Genomic DNA, 25229 nt, shown 5'->3' with positions numbered 1-25229 from the left:
CCGTTGTGCGATGAAACCTGTCAGCGTTCCACCCATGAGCGTCCGCAGTCCCACGAATGGGGACTAAACGGTCTCTGGCATCAACGTTTACCATCCCCGACTCTTCGGGGTGCGATGCAGAAGTGCTCCTTAGAAAGGAGGTGATCCAGCCGCACCTTCCGGTACGGCTACCTTGTTACGACTTCGTCCCAATCGCCAATCCCACCTTCGACGGCTCCCTCCACAAGGGTTAGGCCACCGGCTTCGGGTGTTACCGACTTTCATGACGTGACGGGCGGTGTGTACAAGGCCCGGGAACGTATTCACCGCAGCGTTGCTGATCTGCGATTACTAGCGACTCCAACTTCACGGGGTCGAGTTGCAGACCCCGATCCGAACTGAGACCGGCTTTAAGGGATTCGCTCCACCTCACGGTATCGCAGCCCTCTGTACCGGCCATTGTAGCATGTGTGAAGCCCTGGACATAAGGGGCATGATGACTTGACGTCGTCCCCACCTTCCTCCGAGTTGACCCCGGCAGTCTCTCACGAGTCCCCGCCATAACGCGCTGGCAACATAAGATAAGGGTTGCGCTCGTTGCGGGACTTAACCCAACATCTCACGACACGAGCTGACGACAGCCATGCACCACCTGTACACCAACCACAAGGGGGGCGACATCTCTGCCGCTTTCTGGTGTATGTCAAACCCAGGTAAGGTTCTTCGCGTTGCATCGAATTAATCCACATGCTCCGCCGCTTGTGCGGGCCCCCGTCAATTCCTTTGAGTTTTAGCCTTGCGGCCGTACTCCCCAGGCGGGGTACTTAATGCGTTAGCTACGGCACGGATCCCGTGGAAGGAAACCCACACCTAGTACCCACCGTTTACGGCGTGGACTACCAGGGTATCTAATCCTGTTCGCTACCCACGCTTTCGCTTCTCAGCGTCAGTTACTTCCCAGAGACCCGCCTTCGCCACCGGTGTTCCTCCTGATATCTGCGCATTTCACCGCTACACCAGGAATTCCAGTCTCCCCTGAAGTACTCTAGTCCGCCCGTATCGACCGCAAGCCCACCGTTGAGCGGTAGGTTTTCACGATCGACGCGACGAACCGCCTACAAGCTCTTTACGCCCAGTAATTCCGGACAACGCTCGCACCCTACGTATTACCGCGGCTGCTGGCACGTAGTTGGCCGGTGCTTCTTCTACAGGTACCGTCACTCACGCTTCGTCCCTGTCGAAAGAGGTTTACAACCCGAAGGCCGTCATCCCTCACGCGGCGTCGCTGCATCAGGCTTCCGCCCATTGTGCAATATTCCCCACTGCTGCCTCCCGTAGGAGTCTGGGCCGTGTCTCAGTCCCAGTGTGGCCGGTCACCCTCTCAGGTCGGCTACCCGTCGTCGCCTTGGTAGGCCATTACCCCACCAACAAGCTGATAGGCCGCGGGCCCATCTCGCACCGATAAATCTTTCCACCACAAGACATGCATCCCATGGTCATATCCGGTATTAGACCCAGTTTCCCAGGCTTATCCCGAAGTACGAGGCAGATCACCCACGTGTTACTCACCCGTTCGCCGCTCGTGTACCCCGAAGGGCCTTACCGCTCGACTTGCATGTGTTAAGCACGCCGCCAGCGTTCGTCCTGAGCCAGGATCAAACTCTCCGTTGAAGACTCTCAACCACACCCAAAAAGGATGCAATCAGAAGAATTAACCAGAGTCCGAAAACCTTGGCAAAATCAAACGCCAGCAAAAAATATTTGCTGACTAAAATGTCCAGCCCACCCAAACGGGGGTTTGAGGAGCCGGAACCAAAAAAATATTTGGCACTGACATTCATCGACACACTATTGAGTTCTCAAAGAACACACGCACACACCATCTAGCGGGTTTGACCCCGGTCGATCGGTGAGGCAACTTATCCAGCTTAGCTCAGTCGTGAACCCGAATCAAAATCGAGGCCTCGTTCGAGCTAGTGTGATCGTCAGGCGCTCAACGTCCTACCTCGTTTCCCTGGTCCTTCGCTCAGCCTTTCGGCTCAGCGCGTGGGCCCCGGGTCGGTGTCCGTGTCGCTCTGACTCGAATAAAGTTACGTGTCGGTGTGCACGATGTCAAATCGCCTGGTCAAGAACGGTTTTCGGCAAGAGGTGATTGTCGCCTTCCGTTCACATGATCAATCCGCAGCGCCGACTCGCTCCACCTGACCACCCAACGCCTGCAGCTGCTCGACGAAATTCGGGTAGCCGCGGTCGATATGGAAGACGTCGTGCACCTCGGTGGTGCCATCAGCAACCAGACCGGCAAGTACCAATCCGGCGCCGGCCCGAATATCCGACGACCACACCGGCGCACTCGACAGCCGCGGAATTCCGCGCACCACCGCATGATGCCCATCCGTCCGCGCGTCGGCGCCCAGCCGGATCATCTCCTCCACGAAACGGAACCGCGCCTCGAAGATGTTCTCGGTGATCATCGAGGTGCCATCCGCAATCGCCGCCAAACCGATAGCCATCGGCTGCAGATCGGTCGGGAATCCGGGGAAAGGCAGCGTCGAGAAATTCACCGCGCGCGGCCGATCGGCCTGGATCACCCGGAAACCGTCCGGTTCGAACGAAATACGCGCACCGGCCGAGCGCAGCTTGTCCAGCACGAGGGACAGATGCTTGGGGTTCACACCGGTCACCCGGATATCGCCCATGGTCATCGCCGCGGCGATCCCCCAAGTCGCGGCCACGATCCGGTCGCCGATCACCTGGTGCGTCGTCGGTTCGAGCCGCTCGACGCCCTGAATGGTGAGCACCGATGTACCCGCACCGCTGATCCGCGCACCCATCCGAACGAGCATGTTGCACAGATCGACGATGTCGGGTTCACGGGCCGCGTTATCGATGACCGTCTCCCCCTCGGCCAGCACGGCCGCCATGAGGATGTTCTCGGTCGCGCCCACCGAGGGAAAGTCCAACCTGATCCGCGCACCCTGTAGTTCGTCCGCGCGCGCGACCAAACAACCGTGCTCGATTTCGCTGCTCGCGCCGAGCAGACGAAGGCCCGCCTGATGCATATCCAATGGCCGCGAACCGATCGCGTCACCACCGGGCAGTGCGACAACGGCGCGCTTACACCGCGCCATCAGCGGACCGAGCACACAAACCGAGGCGCGGAACTGCGTCACCGCCGGAAAATCCGCGTGGTACTTGGGCTCCGCGGGCGTGTTGATCGTGACGATCGACCCGTCGATCGTCACGTCGCAGCCGAGGCCGCGCAGCACATCACCCATCAACGGCACATCGAGGATGTCCGGGCAGTTCGTAATGGTGGTCGTGCCTTCGGCCAGCAATGCAGCCGCCATCAACTTGAGGACGCTGTTCTTCGCACCCCCGACCGCGACCTCACCGACGAGTCGATTCCCGCCAGTAACCAAAAACCGTTCCATGCCGCCTCTCCGCGTATTCGGCGCACTGTTGGTGCAAAGGATAGTTGCGTTGCGGGCCGGTGGTAGCAGTGCCGGGGTTATATCCAGGTAGCTGGGACGACTTTCGGGGTGTCCAGCAACTTTTGCGCGTGTCGGTGCGGATCGGACAGTTCACGAACCACCTTGTTCGCCACCAGGCTTCCACAACACGTCACCGCCCGGGTTGGCGACACGACTGAGGATGAACAGCAGGTCGGAGAGGCGGTTCAGGTACTTCGCCGGAAGGATATTCGTATCGTCCGGATGCGCCTGCACCGCGGCCCATGCCGAACGCTCCGCCCGCCGCGCCACCGTACGGCCAGTGTGCAGCAGGGCGGCCAGCGGCGTACCACCGGGCAGAATGAACGAATTCAGTGCGGGCAGATCGGCATTGAATTCATCGCACCAGGCTTCGAGACGGTCGATATAGGGCTGGGTGATGCGCAGCGGCGGATACTTCGGCTCCTCGACCACCGGGGTCGAAAGATCCGCGCCCGCATCGAACAGATCGTTCTGCACCTGGCGCAATACCTTCAGCAACTCCGGGGCAGGTTCACCGAGCGCGACGGCTACACCGATGGCGGCGTTCGTTTCGTCACAGTCGGCATAGGCGACCAGCCGCGGATCGGTTTTGGCCACCCGCGAGAAATCGCTGAGACCAGTCGTCCCGTCGTCGCCGGTCCGCGTGTAGATCCGCGTCAGGTGCACATTCACGAGTTCAGCCTAGAGTCCGGGCAGCCGACGGGTGCGATCCGAGGGCCGGGATTCGACCCAGGAGAGGAAGGCGGCCAGTGAGCCGCGGTCCAGGGCCAATTCGTAATTGCCGTCATTATCGGAAACCGCGGTCACCGCGATTTCGTCGGTCATGATGTCGTATTCGTCGCCACGCGGGCCGCGCCGATCACCGATCTCGATGCCCTGGCGTCGAATGGTGGAATCGGGGCCCAGCTTCAGACTGGAGAGCTTGTAGAAGACGAGGCGATCCTCGTCATATCGAATCAGACCGTGCCGCCAACCCTGGCCGCCGCGCGCGGGCAGCACCCGCAGAATCGCGGCGGTGCCGCCGCGGCGCAACATCATCAGCCGGTAGGTGGAAGCCAACGCCAACAGAACGAGCGTGAGCACCAGAATGATCAGGAGAACCATCCCGGTCTGCAATGCCGTTCGTCCCTTCGTTCCGCCGCCGTGTCGACGACACCTCGCGGCCATTCAACCACGGCCCCGAGTTTACAAATGGCCGGGCCTTGTCTTTGAACGTTCGAAGCCGGAAACGGCGCTGTCGGCGACGAATACCTTCGCCGCCGACAGCGCCGTGTTATCGGGTCGTACCCAATCCTGGTGCGGTACTACGCCTTCGCCTCTTCGACCGCGCGCACCTGGCCCTGGGCCGCGATCTTCGCTTCCTCGGAGGCATCGGCGTCGGCCAGCACCCGACGGGCCGCCTCGACGTCGATCTCATCGGCGAACTCCGCGGATTCGGCCAGCACCCGGACCGAGGTCGCGGTCACCGAGAAGAACCCACCGTGCACCGCCGCGGTGATCCGCTCACCCTCGGTGGGCACGATGCTCACGATGCCGCCCTCGACCAGCTGGCCGAGCAGCGGCTCGTGACCCGCCATGATGCCGATCTGACCTTCGGTGGTCTGCGCGCTGACGAACGTCGCCTGGCCGGACCAGAGCAAACGTTCGACGGCGACCAGATCAACTGACATCTCCGCCATGGGTGACTACTTTCCGGCGATCTTCTTCGCGGCCGCCTCGACGTCGTCGAGACCACCGCAGGAGTTGAACGCCTGCTCCGGGAAGTGGTCGAACTCGCCCTTGCAGACGCGGTCGAACGCCTCGATGGTGTCGGTCAGCGGCACCACGGAGCCCGGCTGGCCGGTGAACTTCTCGGCCACGATGAAGTTCTGGCCGAGGAACTTCTCCAGACGACGGGCCCGGCCGACGAGGACCTTGTCCTCTTCGGAGAGCTCGTCCATGCCGAGGATGGCGATGATGTCCTGCAGTTCCTTGTACTTCTGCAGGATCCGCTTCACCTCGTTGGCGACCCGGAAGTGCTCCGCACCGACGATCGAGGCCTCCAGGATGCGGGAGGTCGAGGTCAGCGGGTCGACGGCCGGGTAGATGCCCTTCTGCGAGATCGGGCGGGAGAGCTCGGTCGTCGCATCGAGGTGGGCGAAGGTGGTCGCCGGGGCCGGGTCGGTGTAGTCGTCGGCGGGCACGTAGATGGCCTGCAGCGAGGTGATGGACCGACCACGGGTCGAGGTGATGCGCTCCTGCAGCTCACCCATCTCGTCGGCCAGCGTGGGCTGGTAACCGACGGCCGAAGGCATGCGGCCGAGCAGGGTCGACACCTCGGAACCGGCCTGGGTGAACCGGAAGATGTTGTCGATGAACAGCAGCACGTCCTGGTGCTGCACGTCGCGGAAGTACTCGGCCATGGTCAGGGCCGAGAGCGCGACGCGCATACGGGTGCCCGGCGGCTCGTCCATCTGGCCAAAGACGAGGGCGGTGTCCTGTAGGACGCCCATCTCTTCCATTTCCAGGTGCAGGTCGGTGCCCTCACGGGTGCGCTCACCGACGCCGGCGAACACCGAGGTGCCGGAGAACTCCCGCGCGATACGGGTGATCATCTCCTGGATCAGCACGGTCTTGCCGACACCGGCACCACCGAACAGACCGATCTTGCCGCCCTTCACGTACGGGGTCAGCAGGTCGATGACCTTGATGCCCGTCTCCAGGATCTCGGTCTTACCCTCGAGCTGGTCGAATGACGGAGGCTTGCGGTGGATGCCCCACTGCTCGCCGTCGCGGCCGAGGCCCGGGGTGTCGAGGCAGTCGCCGAGGGCGTTGAACACGTGGCCCTTGGTGATGTCGCCGACGGGCACCGAGATCGGCTTGCCGGTATCGGTGACAGTGGCGCCACGGACCAGACCATCGGTGGGCTGCATCGAGATGGTGCGCACGATGTTGTCACCGAGGTGCTGGGCGACCTCGAGGGTCAGGGTCTTGGCAACCGAGGTCAGGGTGATCTCGGCGTGCAGAGCGTTGAACAGCTCAGGGATGGAACCCCGCGGGAACTCGACGTCCACGACGGGGCCGATGACGCGGACGACGCGACCTGTTTTCGCGCCGGTCCGGCTCTCTTGTGTGACTGCTGCGGTCATTTTTCTCTTCCTGCGCCTTTAGTCGCGGTCCGAGCTCGAAGCCAGCGCGTTCACGCCGCCGACGATTTCGCTGATTTCCTGCGTGATCTGGGCCTGCCGCACCGAATTCGCCTGCCGGGTAAGCACATTGGCCAGTTCGTTGGCGTTGTCGGTGGCTGCCTTCATTGCGGTGCGCCGAGCCGCGGACTCGGATGCCGCTGCCTCGAGCAACGATGAGTAGATGCGCGTGTTGATGTACTTGGGCAGCAGCGCCGCCAGCAGCACATCGGCATCGGGCTCGAACTCGTACTGCGCGGTGAGTTCCGCAGTCGGCGAGTCGGTGAAGCTGTCCTCACCCATGTCGTAGTCTTCGTCGACATAGCTGACCTGGATCGGCGCCAGGCGACGAACCTCGGGGGTCTGGGTCAGCATCGAGACGAAACGGGTGTACACGATGTGCAACTCGTCGACGCCCTCGATATTGCCCACCCCGTTCGGGGCCGGAACCTCAGCCTCGGAGCCCGCCATGAACGCGTCCACCAGGTGGTGGCACGCGGCCGTGGCATCGTTGTACTTCGGCTGCTGGGAGAACCCGGTCCACGCGTTGACCACCGGCCGATTCCGGAAGGTGTAGTACGTAAGGCCCTTGTTGCCCATCACGTACAGCACCGGCTCCTTGCCCTCGCCACGCAGGGTGACCATGAGCTCCTCGGCGCGCTTGAGCACGTTGGAGTTGTAGCCACCGCACATACCGCTGTCACTGGTGATCACCAGGACGGCGGCGCGGCGAGGATTGGCCCGCTCGGTCAGCAGCGGGTGCGACAGATTCGTCGAGGCACTCGCCAGTTCGCCGAGAACCTTGGTGATCTCCTCGGCGAACGGCTTCGCGGCCGCAACCCTGGCCTGGGCCTTGGAGATTCGCGAGGTCGCGATCAGCTCCTGGGCCTTGGTGATCTTCTTGATCGAACTCACACCACGAATGCGGGAGCGCAATTCACGCAAGCTTGCCATCAGCGGTTCACACTCCCTTCAGTTCATTCGTGAGAATCGAATAGCGCATCAGCCGCTCGACTACTTCTCGACGTGCTTGCGGGTCACCGACAGCGATTCGACCTCTTCGTGGTCGAGCTCACCGGCGGCGGCCTCGTTCACGACGCGCGAGCCGTCGGAAGCGAGGAAGCCCTGCTTGAACTTGTCGGTGGCCGCCTTGATGGCATCGCCGTTCTCGTTGTCGAGGACCTTGCCGCCCTCGATCGACTTGAAGGCGTCGGCCGCGCTGCGGTGCAGATCCTCGAGCAGTTCCACGTTGAAGCGACGGATGTCGGCGACCGGAACCGAGTCGAAGTAGCCGGCATCGACCAGGAAGATCGAGACGATCTGGTCCTCGACCGGAACCGGCGAGTACTGGTCCTGCTTGAGCAGCTCGACCCAGCGGGCACCGCGCTCCAGCTGTGCCAGCGACGCGGCGTCGAGGTCGGAGGCGAAGGCGGAGAACGCCTCCAGCTCGCGGTACTGCGCCATTTCCAGACGCAGCGAACCGGCGACCTTCTTCATGCCCTTGGTCTGAGCGGCGCCACCGACACGGGAGACCGAGGTACCGACGTTGATCGCCGGGCGGACACCCTTGTTGAACAGGTCGGACTCGAGGAAGACCTGGCCGTCGGTGATGGAGATGACGTTGGTCGGGATGAACGCCGAGATGTCGTTGGCCTTGGTCTCGATGATCGGCAGACCCGTCATCGAGCCGGCGCCCATCTCGTCGGACAGCTTCGCGCAACGCTCCAGCAGACGCGAGTGCAGGTAGAAGACGTCACCCGGGTACGCCTCGCGGCCCGGCGGACGACGCAGCAGCAGCGAGATGGCGCGGTAGGCCTCGGCCTGCTTGGTCAGGTCGTCGAACACGATCAGGACGTGCTTGCCCTGGTACATCCAGTGCTGGCCGATCGCCGAACCGGTGTAGGGCGCAAGCCATTTGAAGCCGGCCGAGTCCGAGGCGGGGGCCGCGACGATGGTGGTGTACTCCATCGCACCGTGCGATTCCAGCGCAGTCTTCACACCCGCGATGGTGGAACCCTTCTGGCCGATCGCGACGTAGATGCAGCGAACCTGCTTGTTCGGGTCGCCGGTCTCCCAGTTCGCCTTCTGCGCCAGGATCGCGTCGATGCAGACCGCGGTCTTACCGGTCTTGCGGTCGCCGATGATCAGCTGACGCTGACCACGACCGATGGCGGTCAGGGCGTCGATGGCGGTGATGCCGGTGGCCAGCGGCTCCTCGACCGGCTGACGCTGCAGCACGGTCGCGGCCTGCAGCTCGAGCACGCGCTGCTCTTCGGCCTCGATCTCGCCGAGGCCGTCGATCGGCTGGCCGAGCGGGTTGACCACGCGGCCGAGGAACTTGTCACCGACGGGGACCGAGAGCACGTCGCCGGTGCGGCGAACCTGCTGGCCCTCTTCGATTTCCGCGAACTCACCGAGGATAACCGCACCGATCGCGCGGTCCTCGAGGTTCAGCGCGACGCCGAGCACACCACCCGGGAACTCGAGCAATTCATTGGCCATCGCCGAGGGCAGGCCACTGACGTGCGCGATGCCGTCGCTGCAGTCGGTGACAACACCGACTTCTTCGATGGAGGTTTCCGGGGTGTAGCTCTGGGTGTAGCTCTCGATCGCGCTACGGATCTCATCGGTGGAGATCGTCAGCTCCGCCATAGTCTTCCTGCTCTCGCTGTCTGGTCTGGATGTCGGGGGAGGTGGATCGTCAGGCCAGAGCCCGACGCAGCCGTTCCAAGCGGCCGGTGGCGCTGCCGTCGATCAGGTCGTCGCCGACCTGCACCACGACGCCGGTCAGCAGACTCGGATCGACCTGCACGTGCACCGTGACCGGCTTGCCGTAGATGCGCTGCAACGACGCCCCGAGATGGTCGCGCTGCTGGTCGGTCAGCGCGACCGCGGCACGCACATGCGCGACGATCTGATCGCGCCGCGCGGCCGCGAGATCGGACAGCTCGCCGAACGCGCCGCCGATATTCGTCGACCGGGTGACCACCTGATCCGCCAGGGTCTGGGTGATGGTCTCGGTCTTGCCCGCGAGCAGCCGGTCGATCAGTTCGCGCTTGGCCACGGCGGGCTTCGCACGATCCGAAAGTGCCTGCTCCAGTTCGGGATTGTCGCCGATGATCCGGCCGAGCCGGAACAATTCGTCCTCGACCGCCCCGAGTCGTCCGCTGTCGGCGGCGGACTCCAGCAACGCCTCCTGGCCGAGCAACACCAGGGTGTCGACCAAATCGGCGGTGCGCGACCAGTTCTGGGCCACCGCGGTGGTCAGCACCGCCAAGGTGGCGGGGCTGACCTTGCCGCTGAAGACCCGCTCGCTGAGTTCGGCGCGCACCGAGCCGGGCACCGACACGTCCGCGAGCGCAACACGCAGCGAACGCTGGTCATCCAGCACGGCGACAACGGCGAACAGTTCCGACCCCGTTGTGGCCGCAACACTGTCGCTTCCGGTCAGAGCGGCCCGAAGTGCCTCCCGTGCCCGGGAGCTTGCCTCGCGGCTCGCTGCGTACATGCTTCTCACTTTCGCGTCGCTACCTTCCGACCCCGATGCCGGCATCCGACTGATCGAGTTCGGACAGGAACCGGTCGATCGATGCCGCTTGCTTAGCTTCGTCCGAAACCGACTGTCCGATAATCTTTTCGGCCAAATCGACGGCAGTTTTGCCGACTTCGGCGCGCAGCTCGGTCAGGATCTGCTGGCGCTGAGCTTCCAGCTGGCTGTGACCGGCAGCGACGATGCGGTCGCTTTCGGCCTGTGCTTCCGCGCGCATCTGCGCGAGGATCTGCTGGCCCTGGGTGCGTGCGTCCTCGCGGATGCGCGCGGCCTCGAGCCGGGCGTCGGCCAACTGCTGCTGGTACTGCTGCAGCGTCAGCTGGGCTTCTTCCTGCGCGGCCTCGGCCCGCTGGATTCCACCCTCGATCCTGTCCGCACGTTCATCCAACACCTTGATGAGGCGCGGGATGACGTACTTGTAGAAAATGACGCCGATGATCGCAATGCAGACCACCGACCAGACAATGTCGTAGGTCTCGGGGATGAGGGGATTGATGTCCTCCCCTGTCTCCGCGGCGAGCATAGAAAGCGTGCTCATAGCAATCTCAGAAGATGAAGCCGGCCACAAGGCCGATCAGGGCGAGGGCCTCGGTGAACGCGATACCGAGGAACATGTTGGTGCGGATGGTGCCCTGCAGCTCGGGCTGACGGGCAATACCCTCGATGGCCTTACCGACGACGATGCCTACGCCGATGCCCGGGCCGATGGCGGCCAGGCCGTAGCCGATGGCGCCGAAGCCCTTGAACTTCTCCGACGTGGTCGCGGCTTCCTGGGCCAGGTACGCGAGGCTCATGAGTCTTCCATTCCCTTTCTGTTGCACACCCGCCGGGCGGCGTGGTGTAGCAGATATCCGGTAGTTGTTCGGTCAGTGCGAATCAGCGTGTTGTGCGAGTCCGATGTAAACAGCGGTCAGCAGGGCGAAGACGTAGGCCTGCAGGAAGATGACCAGCATTTCGAACAGCGTGAACCCGAGTCCGGCCAGCAGCGAGAACGGCGAGAACACCTTCATCCAGGCCGCGGCGTCGAACAAGAAGAACCAGGTGGCGCTGAAGAACAGCACCAGCATGATGTGACCGGCCAGCATGTTGGCCATGAGTCGGACGGTCAGCGTGAACGGACGCAGGATGAACGTCGAGACGAACTCGATCGGAATCAGCAACACGTGCAATGCGGGCGGAACATTCGGAACGACGATGCTGCTGCGCATGTAGGTGACGAACCCGTACTTCTTGATACCCACGAAGTTGAATGCGAGGTACGCGATGAGGGCCAGCACCAGCGGCATGCCGATTCGGGCGTTCGACGAGATGTTCAGCCCCGGAATGATGCCGGAGAAGTTGAGAAAGAGAACCGTGAAGAAGATCGTCGCGATCAACGGGAGGTACTTGCGACCGGATTCTTTACCGAGCACCTCTTCGGCAATCTGATCCTTGACGAACACCAAACCGGTTTCGGCGATGTTCTGCAGACCGCGCGGGACGATGCGAGGATTGCGGAATGCCAGCACCATGACGAGCACCAGCACGGCGGTCATCAACAGCCGGATCAGCATCAAACGGTCGAGTTCGAACGGCGTACCCTCGAACAGCACTGCTGGAGGGAAGAAGTCGGACAGCGATGGCGCGTGGAACTCGCCCGCCAAAGTGGTGACGCTCAGCGTTCTCTCCCGTGTTCGGGCCGCGGGTACGGTCATTCCCGCGGTTCGATCGGACATTGACGATCAATTGGGTCGACTCAGGTCGGCTCGAAAATTCGTCAGCAGCTGTGCGGCAACCCGCATGGGCGTCTGTACGTAGTGTCGGCGACATTCGTCGACATGCAGAACCGGAACCCCTCGGAGCCCGGCACGGCAGTAAGCATAGCTGCCACTCAGCGGGATCTCGGTGATCCCCCCTTGCTTGGTCGCTTGCTTACCAACACTTTACCAAGTTATCTACGACAGCGTGTAGGTGGGGGCGATTATTGCTGCGCAGAGGGCAAATCGGACTCACCGGTCGGTACGTTTACATACGGAACCTTCTGGCGCAGAACGCCATACGTCTCCGCGCCGAGCACGATGAGCAAGGACCCGACCACGGTCAGGAATAGTGCCATCCGGTCGTAGAAGTCGAACCGCTGCAGCACCGCGATCACGATCATCGCGACCAGCAACTTGCCCACCCAACTCACCAGCATGACCAGGCCCGCGGTGCTCGCAGGCAGCTTCGCGCCGAACAGCACGACGGCCGCGGTAGTGAGAATGAAGCCGCCGCCGATGGCCGCGCCGAGCAGTGCGCCCCAGAGTCCGGAAAGGCCCGCGACGGCCGAGGCGATGGCCACCGAGACCACCACCAACACGGCCAAACCGATCACGCCGTAGCGCAGCGCCGCCTTCAGCGGTGCATCTGGACCGGGGACGGGGTTGGTGAGACTCACGACTGCGCCTCGCTGGCGCTCGGCTCCGTCGTTCCTCTGGACGCTGTGTTTATTGTTCGCTCGCTTCGCTCACTCACGACCCGAACTTTACCTGGAGCTTGCTTTACGAATCCGCGGGCTCCTTGCGCCGCAGGCCCGGTATGGCGGTCACCACCAGCGCGAAAACCAGCCCGCCCGCCATCATCAACACCACAATCCGGCGATCATGGATCAGCGAAGTGCCGACGGCGCCGAAAGCGAGCACGCCGACCCATAAATAGATCACCAGCACAACGCGACGGTGCGAATGTCCGATCTGCAACAGCCGGTGATGCAAGTGCATTTTGTCCGGTGTCGAGAAACTCACACCGGCCCGAACCCGGCGCACGATCGCCAACAGCAGATCCAATACGGGAATGAACATCACCGCACCGACGAGCAGCAGCGGCGAAAGCAGACCGACGATGTCGCGAGGTCCGTAGCCTGCCAAATTGATGCGGCCCGAGGCGCCCGTCGACACCGCAGCCAACATGAGCCCGATCAACATCGAACCGGAATCACCCATGAATATCCGGGCGGGCGAAAAATTGTGTGGCAGAAATCCCATGCACGCGCCCGCGAGCGCGGCGGCGAGCAGGGCAGGCGGATATGTGTCGACCGAACCGCCCTGGCTGTAGAGCAGGCCGACCGTGAATACGAAGACCGCACCCGCGCAGATCAGGCCCAACCCGGCCGCGAGACCGTCGAGGCCGTCGACGAAATTCATCGCGTTGACCAGCGTCACCGTGATTCCGACCGTGACCAGGCCGCCCTGCAGCGCGTCCAGCACCACTGTCGTGTCGTTGAACGGGTTGTAGATGACGTACCAGCTCAGGCCCATCACCGCCATCACACCGGCGGCGGTGACCTGGCCCGCGAATTTGGTCAGCGCGTCCAGGCCCCAGCGGTCGTCGACGATGCCGACGAGCACGATGAGGGTGGCCGCCACCAGCACCGCTGGAATATCCGGCGCGTAATCGAAACCCCTTCGCAGCGCGGGCAATTGGTGCGCGAACAGTACCGCCGCGACCACCCCGACGTACATGCCGACGCCGCCCATTCGCGGAATCGGTTTGACGTGCACATCGCGCTCGCGCGGCACCGCCACCGCGCCGAAGGCGATTGCGAGTACCCGAATTCCGCCGGTGGCCAGGAAGGTCACCGTGCCCGAGATGAGAAGCACGAGCAGCAGCTCGCGCAAAGGAACTACCGCACCCGAACCGATCATCCGTTTATCTGATCCGCCATACGATCACTGCACCCCGAGGTCACCGCGTCGCGACGCTGGTCAGCGCCTCAGGGGACATTCCGAGCACATCGGCGATATCGCCGACCGGTACCGCGCCCGCGCGCAGGATCCGCGGCTGATCGGCGGTGAGGTCGACGATGGTGGACGCGATCGCGTGTTCGGCCGGGCCGCCGTCGAGATAGACGCCGACCAGATCGCCGAGCTGATCGCGCGCCTCGGCGGCGGTCTTGGCGGGTGGCTGTCCGGAGACATTGGCGCTGGAGACCGCAAGCGGTCCGACCTCGCGCAGCAGTTCCAGCGCGACCGGGTGCAGCGGCATCCGCAGCATGACCGTGCCACGGGTGTCACCGAGGTCCCAGGCGAGCGAAGGCGCCTGCTGCACAACAAGACTCAGCCCACCGGGCCAGAATGCCCGGATCAGCTCGCGGGCCTGCGGGCGCACCGAGAACACCAGACCGTCGATGGTGTGCCAGGAGCCGACCAGCACCGGTACCGGCATATCGCGACCACGCCGCTTGGCGGCAAGCAGATCGCTCACCGCGGTGGAATCGAACGCGTCGGCGGCCAGGCCGTACAAGGTATCGGTCGGCAGTACGACCAGCCGACCGGATTTCAGGGCACTGGTGGCCGCGGTCAGTCCGGCGGCGCGCGAGTCGGGATCCGCGCAGTCGTAGACGGTACTCACGGCCACCATCCTGTCACGCGTGCCACTCGATGCCACCATCGGCGGGGGTTGGTTGCCTCCGGTGATCGCGCGGCAAGTCGAATGGACGCTCTGCGAGCACCCGAGAACCACCATTACGACTCGCCTCGACGAGTTGGTCCGCACACTGGCCGGCGTGGGGATGCGGACCGGATCAGCTCCGGGTTGCGGCGACGAAACGGGGCTTACCCGCGAGGTCGGGATGCTCGACGATGTCGGTGAAATCACCCTGTTCGGCCAGCAGAGCAGCGAGATCGGAGCCGTTGGTGTCGTCGTGCTCGATGGCGCAGGAGCCGCTGGGACGAAGCAGGCGGGTGATGGTGGGGATCATCCGACGAATGACGTCCAGCCCGTCCGGACCGCCGAAGAGGGCCAGATGCGGATCGTGATCGGCGACCTCGGGATCGAGTTCGGCGCCTTCGGGAATGTACGGCGGATTGGCGACGACGAGATCGACCTTGCCGTTCAGATCGGTGAGCAGATTCGGATCGGTGACATCGTCGGCGTAGAGGGTGATCGGGGTGTCGCCCTCGGCAATGCGCAGATCAGCATTGCGGCGCGCCCATTGCAGGGCCGAGGGATCGATTTCGATCGCGTGCACGTCCGCATCCGGACGGGCCTGGGCAATGGCAAGTGCCAGCGCACCGGAACCGGTGCACAGATCGACGACGACCGGTGTGTGATCGTGCGGCAACACCTCCAATTGCGCCAATGCCCAGGCGAACAGCAGCTCGGTCTCGGGACGCGGCACGAAGACGCCGGGGCCGACCGCGACCTCGATTTCGCCGATCACCGCGGTGCCGGTCAGGTGCTGCAGCGGAATACGCTGCGCGCGCCGGTCCACCAGGGCGCGATATTCCTCGAGGAGCTCCGGCGCGACCAGCGGGGTGAGCGCCAGCCTGGTCCGCTCGACACCGAGCAGGTGCGCGGCCAGATGCTCAGCGTCGGCCTGCGGACTGTGCACACCCGCTGCCCGCAGAGTTTCCACCGCCTGGTTGATGGCGGGGCGCAAGGCCACTCGCGTCATGGGCTCGTCCGCCTCTTCTTTACCGGTCGTAGGTGCTCGAAGACTCGCATCGCGGGCCGCGGGCGAGGATCCAGCGGTCAGGACTCGATTATTCCGCGGCCATTCGGGCTGCGCGATCCGCCTTGCCGAGGGCGTTCAGGAGTGCGTCCATATCACCATCGAGCACAGCATCCAGGTTGTGCGCCTTGAAGCCGATGCGGTGATCGGTGATGCGGTTTTCCGGGAAGTTGTAGGTGCGGATGCGCTCGGAGCGGTCCACCGTGCGGATCTGGCTGGCACGACCGGCCGCGGCTTCCTGATCGGCCTGTTCCTCGGCGAGCGCCTGCAGGCGAGCCGCGAGCACCTGCATGGCGCGGGCCTTGTTCTGCAGCTGGGAGCGCTCGTTCTGGCAGGTCACCACAATGCCCGAGGGCAGGTGGGTGATGCGGACCGCGGAGTCGGTGGTATTGACGCCCTGGCCGCCCTTGCCGGAGGAGCGGTAGACGTCGATGCGCAGATCCGATTCGTCGATCTGCACCTCTTCGACCTCGTCGGGCTCCGGGTAGATCAGTACACCGGCCGCCGAGGTGTGGATGCGGCCCTGCGATTCGGTCACCGGAACCCGCTGGACACGGTGCACGCCGCCCTCGAATTTGAAGCGGGACCAGACACCGTCGCGCGCGGCGTCACGGCTCTTGATGGAGATGGTCGCGTCCTTGTAGCCGCCCAGGTCGGAGATGTTCACATCGAGAATCTCGACCTTCCAGCCATGCCGCTCGGCATAGCGGACATACATCCGGGCCAGATCCGAGGCGAACAGCGCCGATTCCTCGCCGCCCTCGCCGGATTTCACCTCGAGCACCACATCGTCGCCGTCGTGCGGGTCGCGCGGGGCGAGCAGATCCGCGAGGGTCTGCTCCAACTCGGTGACCTGTTGTTCCAGGTCCGGCACCTCGGCGGCGAAGGACGCGTCGTCGGCCGCGAGTTCCTGCGCTGCGGCGAGATCCTCGCGGGCGGACTTCAGCTTGTTGTAGGTGGCCATGATCGGGGCCAGCTCGGCGAACCGCTTGCCGACCCGGCGCGCGGCGCCCGGATCGTTGTGCAGCGCCGGATCGGCGAGCTGCGTCTCCAGGCCCGCGTGCTCGGCCAGAATGTCATCGATCGCGGACGGTTGCGTCACGCTGCTTCCTCTCGTTATCCGTACTGGCCACACAAAAGCGCCGACGCCCGGCCTGCAATGCAGGACCGGGCGTCGGCGAGGAAGCTACTTTGCGTCGGCCGTCTTGCCGGCACGCTTGCCGTAGCGAGCCTCGAAGCGGGCCACGCGACCACCGGTGTCGAGGATCTTCTGCTTGCCGGTGTAGAACGGGTGGCACTGCGAGCAGACCTCGACGGTGATGTGTCCCGACTCCTTGGTGCTGCGAGTCTGGAAGGTGTTGCCGCAACCACAGACGACGGTGGTCTCGACGTACGACGGGTGAATTCCTGCCTTCATGGATGTCCTCTCGATATTGGCCGCCGGGTCGCCCGCGCAGATAGCGAGGACGTGAACCGGAGCCGACTTAGGCGGGAGGCCTGCTCATCGGAGCAGACGCAACGACCGCTCAGTATGCCAGAACAGCCGTTACGCTCCCAAAACACCCCCTGCCCCCGGTTTGTTCCCCGCCCTAGGTAGTCCCCAAGTCTCATTGCCAATTGAACTACTGGCACGCGGGGATCGTGTTCTTACGGAACCCTTAATTCGGGTAGTCCGCTACTCGTGGATACGAACACAACTGTTCATAGAGTTGAGGCCTGATGCACGTCGGCGTGCCGAGACAGAAAGGAGAACCCTGTGAACAGCCGCATTGCATTGGCGGTCTTCGTTTCGTTGATTCTCACTGTCGCGGTCGGCTGGCTTGCCGTTCCGGATAGTCCGGAAACCACCTACACCTACGCGAAACCCACTGCCGCACAGTATGATACCGCCGCGAGCACCGGGAGCTCGGCGGCCACGACGGCGATCATCCTGGCCTTCATGATCGCGGGCGCGGCAGGCATCGGTCTGGCCTTCTTCAGTCCCAGAACACCGAAAGGGCGCTCCCCCGCCTCCCCGCGCCTTTTGCCGGGCGTCGTGTACGTGGAGAACTCCGTTGCGGACCGGCGGCAGGCAGCGGCCTCCAGTTCCGGGCGTACCCGACGAGTTACCCATGTGCGGAAGTCAGTAGTGGCGTGTGCGCAAAAAGTACGGGGACTCCGCCTGAGCGGAGCCCCCGTTCATTCACTCGTCGAGCGCACCCGGTGCGGTCTTGCTGACCTGCATCAGGAACTCGAGGTTGTTCTTGGACTTCTTCAGACGGTCGATCAGCAGATCGATCGCCTGGTGCGAGTCCAGGCCGGACAGTACGCGGCGCAGCTTGTGCAGCACCGCCGCCTCGTCGGGGCTGAGCAATAGCTCGTCCTTACGAGTACCGGACGGGTTGACGTCGACGGCCGGGAACACGCGCCGTTCCGCGATCTTGCGGTCCAGCTTGAGCTCGGCGTTACCGGTGCCCTTGAACTCCTCGAAGATCACCGTGTCACCGGTGGAGCCGGTCTCGACCATCGCGGTCGCGATGATGGTGAGCGAGCCGCCGTTCTCGATATTGCGCGCCGCGCCGAGGAACCGCTTGGGCGGGTACAGGGCGGTCGAGTCGACACCACCGGAGAGGATGCGGCCCGAGGCGGGCGAGGAGTTGTTGTACGCACGGCCCAATCGGGTGATCGAGTCGAGCAGCACCACAACGTCTTTGCCCATTTCCACCAGGCGCTTGGCGCGCTCGATGGCCAGTTCGGCGACCGAGGTGTGATCTGACGGCGGACGGTCGAAGGTCGAGGCGATGACCTCGCCCTTCACCGAACGCTGCATATCGGTGACCTCTTCCGGACGCTCGTCGACCAGCACAACCATGAGGTAGACCTCCGGGTTGTTGATGGCGATGGCGTTCGCGATGTCCTGCATGATCGTCGTCTTACCGGCCTTGGGCGGGGAGACGATCAGGGCGCGCTGGCCCTTACCGATCGGCATGATCAGGTCGATGACGCGCGTGGTCAGCTTGTTCGGCTGGGTTTCCAGACGCAGGCGCTGGTTCGGGTACAGCGGGGTGAGCTTGGCGAATTCGGGACGCCGCTTGGCCGCGTCGACCTCACCACCGTTGACCGTATCCAGCCGCACCAGCGGATCGAACTTCTGGCGCTGGTTGCTCTGCTCACCGTCGCGTGGGGCGCGCACCGCACCGGTGATCGCGTCACCGCGGCGCAGGCCGTTCTTGCGGACCAGGTTCATCGACACGTAGACGTCATTCGGTCCGGCCAGGTAGCCGGAGGTGCGCACGAAGGCGTAGTTGTCCAGCACGTCGAGGATGCCCGCGACCGGCTGCAGGACATCGTCCTCGCGGATCTCGAGCTCGCGGGCCTCACCGCCACCGGTGCCACCCTCGCGGTCGCGACCACGACGACGTTCCCGGAACCGGCGTCCCCGCCGTCCGCGACCGCCCTCGTCCTCGTCACCGCCACGGTTGGCATCCCCGCGGCCGCCGCCCTCACCGCCACGGTTGGCCTCGCCACGGCCGCCGCCCTCGCCGCCACGGCCGCCATTGGCACTGCCGTTCTGGTTTCGGTCGCCGCCCTGATTGCGCTCGCGGCGGCGTTCGCCCTGCTCCTGCTCCTGCTTGGGCTCGTCGGCACGGGCCTCACCCGTGGCGGCATCGCCACCGGCGCGCGCCTGGTCGCGACCGCGACGCTGCCTGCCGCGACCGCGCTGACCGCCCTCGCGACCGGAATCCTCGGTGGTCTCCGCCGACGCGGCCTCGGCCTGATCGGACTTCGACTCGGCAGACTTCTCGGCGGCCTTCGGCGCTGTGGATTCGGCGACGGCATCCTTCGCGACAGCCTGTTTCGCCGGCGCGTCCTTGATCTGGGCTTCCTTCGCCGGAGCGGGAGCCTCCTTCACCGGGGCAGAAGCGGCGGGCGTCACGTCGAGGGTGCCCTGCTCGGCCTTCGTCGGCGCCGCCTTGGCGGCGTCCGCATCGGACTTCACCTCGCCACGCGCGGACTTTTCCGCCTTCGCCGACTTTCCGGCCTGATTTTCCTTGATGGCGGCGATCAAATCGCCCTTGCGCATTCCGGAGGTGCCTCGGATACCGAGCTCCCCCGCGAGCGCGCGCAATTGCGGCAACAGCATTCCAGTCAGCCCCGATCGTGCGACGTCGGTTTGTTCGCTCATCTTCGAAATCTGTCCGGAGTCACTTTCGCGGTCCCCTGCCGGGTTGGAATCCACCCCGGGTGTCGCGAGCAGGTCCGTATCTGTCACGGAAATCCTTTCCTTCCCTCGATTGCCGTGTGCTGTTTCGAGGGTTTCGTCCCGCAGTCCGTGCGTTCTGCCGGACTCGGATGCGAGGGCCGAGCACAAAGCTCGGACCGGCGCTTTTTGCCGTATCACCTGCCCCGCCGGACCGGAGGCTTCGCCACCAGTCCCGAAAGGTGGGAGAGATCATTCCAGTTGCGCAGCTACGCAGCACCCCCATGGCCTGGAGGCTCGAGCCTGGAGCCTGCTGGAGCGATTGCCCTGATGAAGCACCGGCGTCTGATGCGCACGATGTACGGACGTGCTCAGGATAGCTGGCAACCTGGAACCTCGGCAAGGCAGACGCGCCGTCAGTCGACCTGGACGCCTTCCGCAAGTCCCGGCTCGACCACGCGGAGCCCGTCTATTGCCGCGAGTTCACGGAGTTCGGCGGGGAATTCACTGGTACCCAAGGCCAGTACGGTCGGTCCCGCGCCGGATACCGTGGCCGCGATCCCGGCCGCACGCAGCCGGGCGATCCATTCGGTGGTCAGCGGCAGTGCGGGCGCGCGCTGGGCCTGATGCAGACGATCGGCCGTGGCGGGCAGGAGCAGGTCGGTACGTTGCGTCAGGGCGACGACCGCGAGCGCGGCACGACTGACATTGAACGCGGCATCACCATGCGGCACGACCTCGGGCAACAGGCCGCGGGTATGCGCGGTCGAGGAGCGCTCTTCGGGAATCAGCACCACCGGACGCAGCGTGGGATGCGGATCGAGGCGCACCGCACGGTAGACGCGGCCGTGATCGAGCGCCACGGCACCGTCACTGGCGGCGTCCGCGGCGGTTTCGGTCCAGGACACCACGATTCCGCCGAGCACGCTGGCCGCGGCATTGTCCGGATGACCTTCGAATTCCGATGCGAGCTGGACCAATTGGTCACTGCCGGTGGCCAATGCCGGATCCAATTTCGCGGCGAGCCCGCAGCCCGCGGCGAGCCCGCCGACCACCGCCGAGGCCGACGAACCGAGACCGCGCGAATGCGGAATTACGTTGCGGCACACCACATCGAGGCCATCAGCCCAGACGCCCGCCGCCTCCAGGCCGCGCTCGATCGCGCGCACCACGAGATGTGAAGGGCCCCATGGCACATCGTCCGCGCCCTCGCCCTCCACTCGGATGGTAAGGCCGGAATCGGTAGTGCGCACCTCGATCTCGTCGTAGATGCCCAAAGCCATACCGAGCGAATCGAATCCGGGGCCGAGATTGGCACTGGACGCGGGCACCCGCGCGGTCACGGACAGACCGGCGGGCAGCGTCCTGGTCATCAGTTGGCTTTCGCGCGAATTCAACTCAGGCCAGCTCGAGTTCGTGGGCGACCGCGATCGGGTCAACCGGAATCGCCTGCACCTGTGGCATTCCCGCGAGCGCGTTATCCGGATCCTTGAGGCCGTTGCCGGTCACCGTGCACACGACGGTCAGCCCGGAATCCAGCCAACCTTCCTTGCGCGCGGCGAGCAGGCCGGCGATGCTGGCCGCCGACGCGGGCTCGACGAAAACACCCTCGGTCGCGGCGACCAGTCGGTACGCCTCCAGGATCTCCTCGTCGGTGGCGGCGCGGAAGGCGCCGTCGGACTGTTCCTTGGCCTCCACCGCGCCGTTCCAGGACGCGGGCGCGCCGATCCGGATGGCGGTGGCGATGGTCTCCGGATCCTTGACCGGGGCACCGTTGACCAGCGGGGCGGCGCCCGCGGCCTGCACACCGAGCATGCGCGGCAGGCCGGTGGTGATGCCATCGGCGTAGTACTCGCGGTAACCGCGCCAGTAGGCGGTGATATTGCCCGCATTGCCCACCGGGAGGGCGTGCACGTCGGGCGCCTTGCCGAGCACATCGCAGATCTCGAACGAGGCGGTCTTCTGGCCCTCGATACGGGCCGGATTCACCGAATTCACCAGACCGACGGTCGGGAATTCCGCGGTGACCTTGCGCGCCAGCTCGAGACAGTCGTCGAAATTGCCGTCGACCTGGATGATCTTCGCGCCGAGCATGACGGCCTGGGCCAGCTTGCCCATGGCGATTTTGCCCTGCGGAATCAGCACCGCACAGCTCATTCCGGCCCGGGTCGCGTAGGCGGCGGCCGATGCCGAGGTGTTGCCGGTGGACGCGCACAGCACTGCCTTCTGCCCGCGGTACTTCGCGTCGGTGATGGCCATGGTCATGCCGCGGTCCTTGAAGGACCCGGTCGGATTCAGGCCCTCGACCTTGAGATATACATCACAGCCGGTCAGCTGCGAAAGGTGCGGTGCAGGCACCAGCGGGGTGCCGCCCTCGTACAGGGTGACCGGCTCCCAGTCGGCGGCGCCCGCCAGGCGATCGCGGTAGGCGGCGATCAGGCCGGGCCACCGGGAATGCACTCCTGCTTGCGGTGCGACGCCAGTGCTATGCCCACCCGTCGCCCGACCGCCGCCCCTCGCGGAATCGCTACGCGATGCAGTTGTCATTCGTTGGTGCCTTCCAATCTCAGAACGCTGGTCACAGATGTGACGGATTCCATTTCCGCCAGGGCGGCGACGGTGTCCGCGAGCGCCGACTCCGACGCGTGGTGGGTGACCACGACCAAGCGCGCACCCTCGCCGTGTCCTTCCTGACGGACCGTCGAGATGCTCACCTCATGGTTGGCGAATTCGCCCGCCACCTTGGCCAGCACCCCGGGTCGATCCGCGACCTGCAGGTTCACGTGGTAGCGCGTGGGCGTATCGCCCATCGGCGCGATCGGTAGCTCAGCATAAACCGACTCGCCCGGAGCGCGGCCACCGAAGAACTTATTGCGCGCCGCCATCACCAGATCGCCGAGTACCGCCGACGCCGTCGGGGCACCGCCCGCGCCCTGACCGTAGAACATCAGCCGACCGGCGTTCTCCGCCTCGACGACCACTGCGTTGAATGCGCCGGTGACCGCGGCCAAGGGGTGCTTGCGTGGAATGAGGGCCGGGTAGACGCGCACCGAGACGCGCTCCTTACCGCCCTCTTCCGGGCTCGGTTCGCCCGGACCGGCGGCGACCCGCTCGCAGATGGCGAGCAGTTTGACCGTGCAGTCCAGTGCCGAGGCGGTCTCGAGATCCTCGGCGGTGATCTTGGAAATGCCCTCGCGGTACACATCGGCCGCGGTCACGCGGGTGTGGAAGGCCAGCGAGGCCAGGATCGCGGCCTTGGCGGCGGCGTCGTAACCCTCGACGTCGGCGGTCGGATCGGCCTCCGCGTAGCCGAGGCGGGTGGCCTCTTTGAGGGTGATCCCGTAGTCGGCGCCGGTCTCGTCCATTGCGGAGAGGATGAAGTTGGTGGTGCCGTTGACGATGCCGACGACCTTGTTCACCCGGTCACCGGACAGCGACTGGATCAGCGGGCGCACCACCGGGATCGCACCGGCGACGGCGGCCTCGAAATACAGGTCGGCGCGATTGCGCTCGGCGGCGGCGGCGAGTTCGCCGGTGTAGTCGGCCAGCAGGGCCTTATTGGCGGTCACCACGGATTTGCCCGCGTTGAGCGCGGCCAGGATGAGACGGCGGGCCGGATCGATGCCGCCGATGACCTCGACCACCAGATCGACATCGTCGCGGGCGACCAGCGCGTCGGCATCGGTGGTCAGCAGTTCGGCCGGGATGCCGCGGTCGGCGTCCAGGTTGCGCACGGCGACACCGCGCAACACCACCGGCGCACCGACGCGCGCACGCAGATCATCGATGTGGTCGCGCAGAATGCGCACCACCTCGGTGCCGACATTGCCCATCCCGAGGACCGCGACCCCGATCGGACGATCGGTTCCCCATACCCCGAACTTCGCTGCCTCCGGCCCACCCGTCGCCCGACCACCACCCCCGATGGAATCGCTACGCGATACTGAATTCATTGCACCTCCAGGCTGAGCAGATCCGCCACCGTTTCCCGGCGCAGCATGAGTCGCGGCACACCGTCCCGCACCGCGACGACCGCCGGCCGAGTCAGCTGGTTGTACCGACTGGACATCGAGTAGCAGTACGCGCCGGTCGCGGCGACGGCGACCAGATCGCCGGGGCCGACATCGGCGGGCATCCACGTATCGCGGATGACAATATCCCCACTCTCGCAATGCTTTCCGACGACCCGCGCGACCACGGGCGCGGCCTCCGAGGAGCGTGAAACCAGGCGGCAGTCGTAGTCGGCCTGATACAGCGCGGGGCGGATATTGTCGCTCATGCCGCCGTCGACGCTGACATAGCGCCTGCGCAGTCCGCCGTCGAGCGAGACGTCCTTGATGGTGCCGACCTCGTAGAGGGTGACGGTGCCCGGTCCGGCGATGGCGCGGCCGGGTTCGACGGCGATCTTCGGCTCGGGCAGTCCGGCGCGGCTGGCCTCGGTGGCGACCAGCTTGCGCAGGCTCGCGGCGAATTCGTCGAGCGGCGGCGGATCGTCATTGGGCAGGTACGAAATGCCAAGTCCGCCACCGAGATCCAGTGTGGCGATCTGCGCGGTGCGCTCGATGCCGAATTTGTCGATGGCCTCGCGCAGCAGGCCGAGCATGCGGCGCGCAGCGATCTCGAAACCATCGATTTCGAAGATCTGCGAACCGATGTGGCTGTGCAGACCGACCAGTCGGAGATTATCGGCCTCGAAGACGCGGGCGAGTGCCTCCATGGCATCCCCGCCCGCGATCGAGAAGCCGAACTTCTGATCCTCATGTGCGGTCGAAATGTATTCGTGGGTATGGGCTTCCACGCCGACAGTGACGCGGACGAGCACATCCTGTACGACTCCGGCACGGCCCGCGATGGCCTCCAGGCGCTCGATCTCGATCAGCGAGTCGACCACCACATGCCCGACGCCCGCCTCGACCGCGGCCGCCAGCTCGGCGACCGATTTGTTGTTGCCGTGCAATGCGATTCGGTTCGCGGGAAAGCCCGCGTGCAGTGCGACGGCCAGTTCGCCGCCGGAGCAGACATCGAGGGAAAGGCCCTCGTCGCGAATCCAGCGGGCGATCTCACCGCACAGAAATGCCTTGGAGGCGTAGTGAACTCGCGCGTCCGGGCCGAAGGCGGCGACCATATCGCGGCAGCGAGAACGGAAGTCGTCCTCGTCGACCACGAACAGCGGGGTGCCGAACTGCTCGGCGAGCTCGCGCACTGGCACACCGGCCAGCAGTACGACGCCCTCGGCATCGCGAGAAGCGTTGCGCGGCCACACATTCGCGGGCAGATCGATCATCTGCTTGGGATCGCTCGGACGCTCCGCAAGGCTGGGTGCGTGTGGAATATCTGCATGCCGAGGACCGGCCGGGTGGACACTCACGACTCCACCTCGCTGACGCTCGGC

The 25229-nt window shown here is 64.9% G+C and carries 22 protein-coding genes and 1 rRNA gene; all 23 read right to left on the bottom strand.

The window, feature by feature from the left end:
* Positions 1 to 133: 133 nt before the first annotated feature.
* The 23 genes from OIE68_RS38225 to lysA all read right to left on the bottom strand — a co-directional run bounded on the left by OIE68_RS38225 (position 134) and on the right by lysA (position 25205).
* Positions 134 to 1650 (bottom strand): 16S ribosomal RNA (locus tag OIE68_RS38225).
* A 503-nt stretch (positions 1651 to 2153) separates the two neighbouring features.
* Complete coding sequence (murA, locus tag OIE68_RS38220; protein WP_327095763.1) at positions 2154 to 3413, bottom strand: UDP-N-acetylglucosamine 1-carboxyvinyltransferase; 1260 nt, start codon at positions 3411 to 3413, stop codon at positions 2154 to 2156.
* Positions 3414 to 3563: 150 nt separating this feature from the next.
* Positions 3564 to 4145: a cob(I)yrinic acid a,c-diamide adenosyltransferase gene (locus OIE68_RS38215; protein ID WP_327095762.1), complete on the bottom strand. Its 582-nt coding sequence runs from the start codon at positions 4143 to 4145 to the stop codon at positions 3564 to 3566.
* A 9-nt stretch (positions 4146 to 4154) separates the two neighbouring features.
* Positions 4155 to 4577 (bottom strand): DUF2550 domain-containing protein, encoded by a 423-nt coding sequence (locus OIE68_RS38210; protein WP_327095761.1) that lies wholly within the window; start codon positions 4575 to 4577, stop codon positions 4155 to 4157.
* Between the two features lie 200 nt (positions 4578 to 4777).
* A complete protein-coding gene (locus tag OIE68_RS38205; RefSeq protein ID WP_040687139.1) occupies positions 4778 to 5152 on the bottom strand; it encodes a F0F1 ATP synthase subunit epsilon in 375 nt (124 codons plus the stop codon).
* Between the two features lie 6 nt (positions 5153 to 5158).
* Positions 5159 to 6601 carry a F0F1 ATP synthase subunit beta gene (gene atpD / locus OIE68_RS38200; protein WP_063047772.1) on the bottom strand — a complete coding sequence of 481 codons (1443 nt, stop codon included), beginning with the start codon at positions 6599 to 6601 and terminating at the stop codon, positions 5159 to 5161.
* Positions 6602 to 6619: 18 nt separating this feature from the next.
* Entirely contained in the window at positions 6620 to 7591 is a 972-nt protein-coding gene (locus tag OIE68_RS38195; protein ID WP_327095760.1) for a F0F1 ATP synthase subunit gamma, read from the bottom strand.
* A gap of 60 nt (positions 7592 to 7651) precedes the next feature.
* On the bottom strand, positions 7652 to 9289 hold the full coding sequence (gene atpA / locus OIE68_RS38190; protein ID WP_040687118.1) for a F0F1 ATP synthase subunit alpha: 1638 nt from the start codon (positions 9287 to 9289) through the stop codon (positions 7652 to 7654).
* 49 nt (positions 9290 to 9338) lie between these two features.
* A complete protein-coding gene (locus tag OIE68_RS38185) occupies positions 9339 to 10145 on the bottom strand; it encodes a F0F1 ATP synthase subunit delta (protein WP_327095759.1) in 807 nt (268 codons plus the stop codon).
* Between the two features lie 19 nt (positions 10146 to 10164).
* Complete coding sequence (locus OIE68_RS38180; protein WP_419150622.1) at positions 10165 to 10710, bottom strand: F0F1 ATP synthase subunit B; 546 nt, start codon at positions 10708 to 10710, stop codon at positions 10165 to 10167.
* A 22-nt stretch (positions 10711 to 10732) separates the two neighbouring features.
* Positions 10733 to 10981 (bottom strand): ATP synthase F0 subunit C, encoded by a 249-nt coding sequence (locus OIE68_RS38175; RefSeq protein ID WP_040687112.1) that lies wholly within the window; start codon positions 10979 to 10981, stop codon positions 10733 to 10735.
* 72 nt (positions 10982 to 11053) lie between these two features.
* On the bottom strand, positions 11054 to 11902 hold the full coding sequence (gene atpB, locus OIE68_RS38170) for a F0F1 ATP synthase subunit A (RefSeq protein WP_245567032.1): 849 nt from the start codon (positions 11900 to 11902) through the stop codon (positions 11054 to 11056).
* Between the two features lie 245 nt (positions 11903 to 12147).
* Positions 12148 to 12603, bottom strand: coding sequence for a hypothetical protein (locus OIE68_RS38165; protein WP_327095758.1), 456 nt, complete (start codon positions 12601 to 12603; stop codon positions 12148 to 12150).
* Between the two features lie 103 nt (positions 12604 to 12706).
* Complete coding sequence (locus OIE68_RS38160; protein WP_040687108.1) at positions 12707 to 13849, bottom strand: glycosyltransferase family 4 protein; 1143 nt, start codon at positions 13847 to 13849, stop codon at positions 12707 to 12709.
* A 40-nt stretch (positions 13850 to 13889) separates the two neighbouring features.
* A complete protein-coding gene (locus OIE68_RS38155) occupies positions 13890 to 14555 on the bottom strand; it encodes an L-threonylcarbamoyladenylate synthase (RefSeq protein ID WP_040687133.1) in 666 nt (221 codons plus the stop codon).
* Positions 14556 to 14727: 172 nt separating this feature from the next.
* On the bottom strand, positions 14728 to 15600 hold the full coding sequence (gene prmC / locus OIE68_RS38150; protein WP_327095757.1) for a peptide chain release factor N(5)-glutamine methyltransferase: 873 nt from the start codon (positions 15598 to 15600) through the stop codon (positions 14728 to 14730).
* 88 nt (positions 15601 to 15688) lie between these two features.
* Complete coding sequence (gene prfA, locus OIE68_RS38145) at positions 15689 to 16759, bottom strand: peptide chain release factor 1 (protein WP_327095756.1); 1071 nt, start codon at positions 16757 to 16759, stop codon at positions 15689 to 15691.
* A gap of 84 nt (positions 16760 to 16843) precedes the next feature.
* Positions 16844 to 17074, bottom strand: coding sequence for a 50S ribosomal protein L31 (gene rpmE / locus OIE68_RS38140; RefSeq protein WP_327095755.1), 231 nt, complete (start codon positions 17072 to 17074; stop codon positions 16844 to 16846).
* A 765-nt stretch (positions 17075 to 17839) separates the two neighbouring features.
* The gene (gene rho, locus OIE68_RS38135; protein ID WP_327095754.1) at positions 17840 to 19909 is read right to left on the bottom strand and encodes a transcription termination factor Rho; all 2070 of its coding nucleotides are present in this window, start codon (positions 19907 to 19909) and stop codon (positions 17840 to 17842) included.
* A 344-nt stretch (positions 19910 to 20253) separates the two neighbouring features.
* Complete coding sequence (gene thrB, locus OIE68_RS38130; protein WP_327095753.1) at positions 20254 to 21210, bottom strand: homoserine kinase; 957 nt, start codon at positions 21208 to 21210, stop codon at positions 20254 to 20256.
* A gap of 25 nt (positions 21211 to 21235) precedes the next feature.
* Positions 21236 to 22297, bottom strand: a complete 1062-nt coding sequence (thrC, locus tag OIE68_RS38125; protein ID WP_327095752.1) for a threonine synthase — start codon at positions 22295 to 22297, stop codon at positions 21236 to 21238.
* Positions 22298 to 22380: 83 nt separating this feature from the next.
* Positions 22381 to 23790 carry a homoserine dehydrogenase gene (locus OIE68_RS38120; RefSeq protein ID WP_327095751.1) on the bottom strand — a complete coding sequence of 470 codons (1410 nt, stop codon included), beginning with the start codon at positions 23788 to 23790 and terminating at the stop codon, positions 22381 to 22383.
* The gene (gene lysA / locus OIE68_RS38115; RefSeq protein ID WP_327095750.1) at positions 23787 to 25205 is read right to left on the bottom strand and encodes a diaminopimelate decarboxylase; all 1419 of its coding nucleotides are present in this window, start codon (positions 25203 to 25205) and stop codon (positions 23787 to 23789) included. The genes OIE68_RS38120 and lysA overlap by 4 nt, the downstream gene beginning before the upstream one ends.
* Positions 25206 to 25229: the final 24 nt, after the last annotated feature.

It is taken from the genome of Nocardia vinacea, from assembly GCF_035920345.1.
In the GTDB taxonomy this organism is placed as follows: domain Bacteria; phylum Actinomycetota; class Actinomycetes; order Mycobacteriales; family Mycobacteriaceae; genus Nocardia; species Nocardia vinacea_A.
The sequence above is the reverse complement of the archived record's forward strand: the minus strand, read 5'-3'. Positions and strand labels throughout refer to the sequence as shown.

What these genes read in the sequence shown, in the direction of transcription:
- OIE68_RS38185 (WP_327095759.1), bottom strand. Translation starts at nt 10,145, where the DNA reads ATGTACGCAGCGAGCCGCGAGGCAAGCTCCCGGGCACGGGAGGCACTT.
- OIE68_RS38175 (WP_040687112.1), bottom strand. Translation starts at nt 10,981, where the DNA reads ATGAGCCTCGCGTACCTGGCCCAGGAAGCCGCGACCACGTCGGAGAAG.
- OIE68_RS38120 (WP_327095751.1), bottom strand. Translation starts at nt 23,790, where the DNA reads ATGAATTCAGTATCGCGTAGCGATTCCATCGGGGGTGGTGGTCGGGCG.
- murA (WP_327095763.1), bottom strand. Translation starts at nt 3,413, where the DNA reads ATGGAACGGTTTTTGGTTACTGGCGGGAATCGACTCGTCGGTGAGGTC.
- OIE68_RS38180 (WP_419150622.1), bottom strand. Translation starts at nt 10,710, where the DNA reads ATGCTCGCCGCGGAGACAGGGGAGGACATCAATCCCCTCATCCCCGAG.
- thrB (WP_327095753.1), bottom strand. Translation starts at nt 21,210, where the DNA reads ATGACCAGGACGCTGCCCGCCGGTCTGTCCGTGACCGCGCGGGTGCCC.
- OIE68_RS38210 (WP_327095761.1), bottom strand. Translation starts at nt 4,577, where the DNA reads ATGGTTCTCCTGATCATTCTGGTGCTCACGCTCGTTCTGTTGGCGTTG.
- rpmE (WP_327095755.1), bottom strand. Translation starts at nt 17,074, where the DNA reads ATGAAGGCAGGAATTCACCCGTCGTACGTCGAGACCACCGTCGTCTGT.
- atpA (WP_040687118.1), bottom strand. Translation starts at nt 9,289, where the DNA reads ATGGCGGAGCTGACGATCTCCACCGATGAGATCCGTAGCGCGATCGAG.
- OIE68_RS38160 (WP_040687108.1), bottom strand. Translation starts at nt 13,849, where the DNA reads ATGATCGGTTCGGGTGCGGTAGTTCCTTTGCGCGAGCTGCTGCTCGTG.
- atpB (WP_245567032.1), bottom strand. Translation starts at nt 11,902, where the DNA reads ATGTCCGATCGAACCGCGGGAATGACCGTACCCGCGGCCCGAACACGG.
- prmC (WP_327095757.1), bottom strand. Translation starts at nt 15,600, where the DNA reads ATGACGCGAGTGGCCTTGCGCCCCGCCATCAACCAGGCGGTGGAAACT.
- OIE68_RS38195 (WP_327095760.1), bottom strand. Translation starts at nt 7,591, where the DNA reads ATGGCAAGCTTGCGTGAATTGCGCTCCCGCATTCGTGGTGTGAGTTCG.
- atpD (WP_063047772.1), bottom strand. Translation starts at nt 6,601, where the DNA reads ATGACCGCAGCAGTCACACAAGAGAGCCGGACCGGCGCGAAAACAGGT.
- OIE68_RS38205 (WP_040687139.1), bottom strand. Translation starts at nt 5,152, where the DNA reads ATGGCGGAGATGTCAGTTGATCTGGTCGCCGTCGAACGTTTGCTCTGG.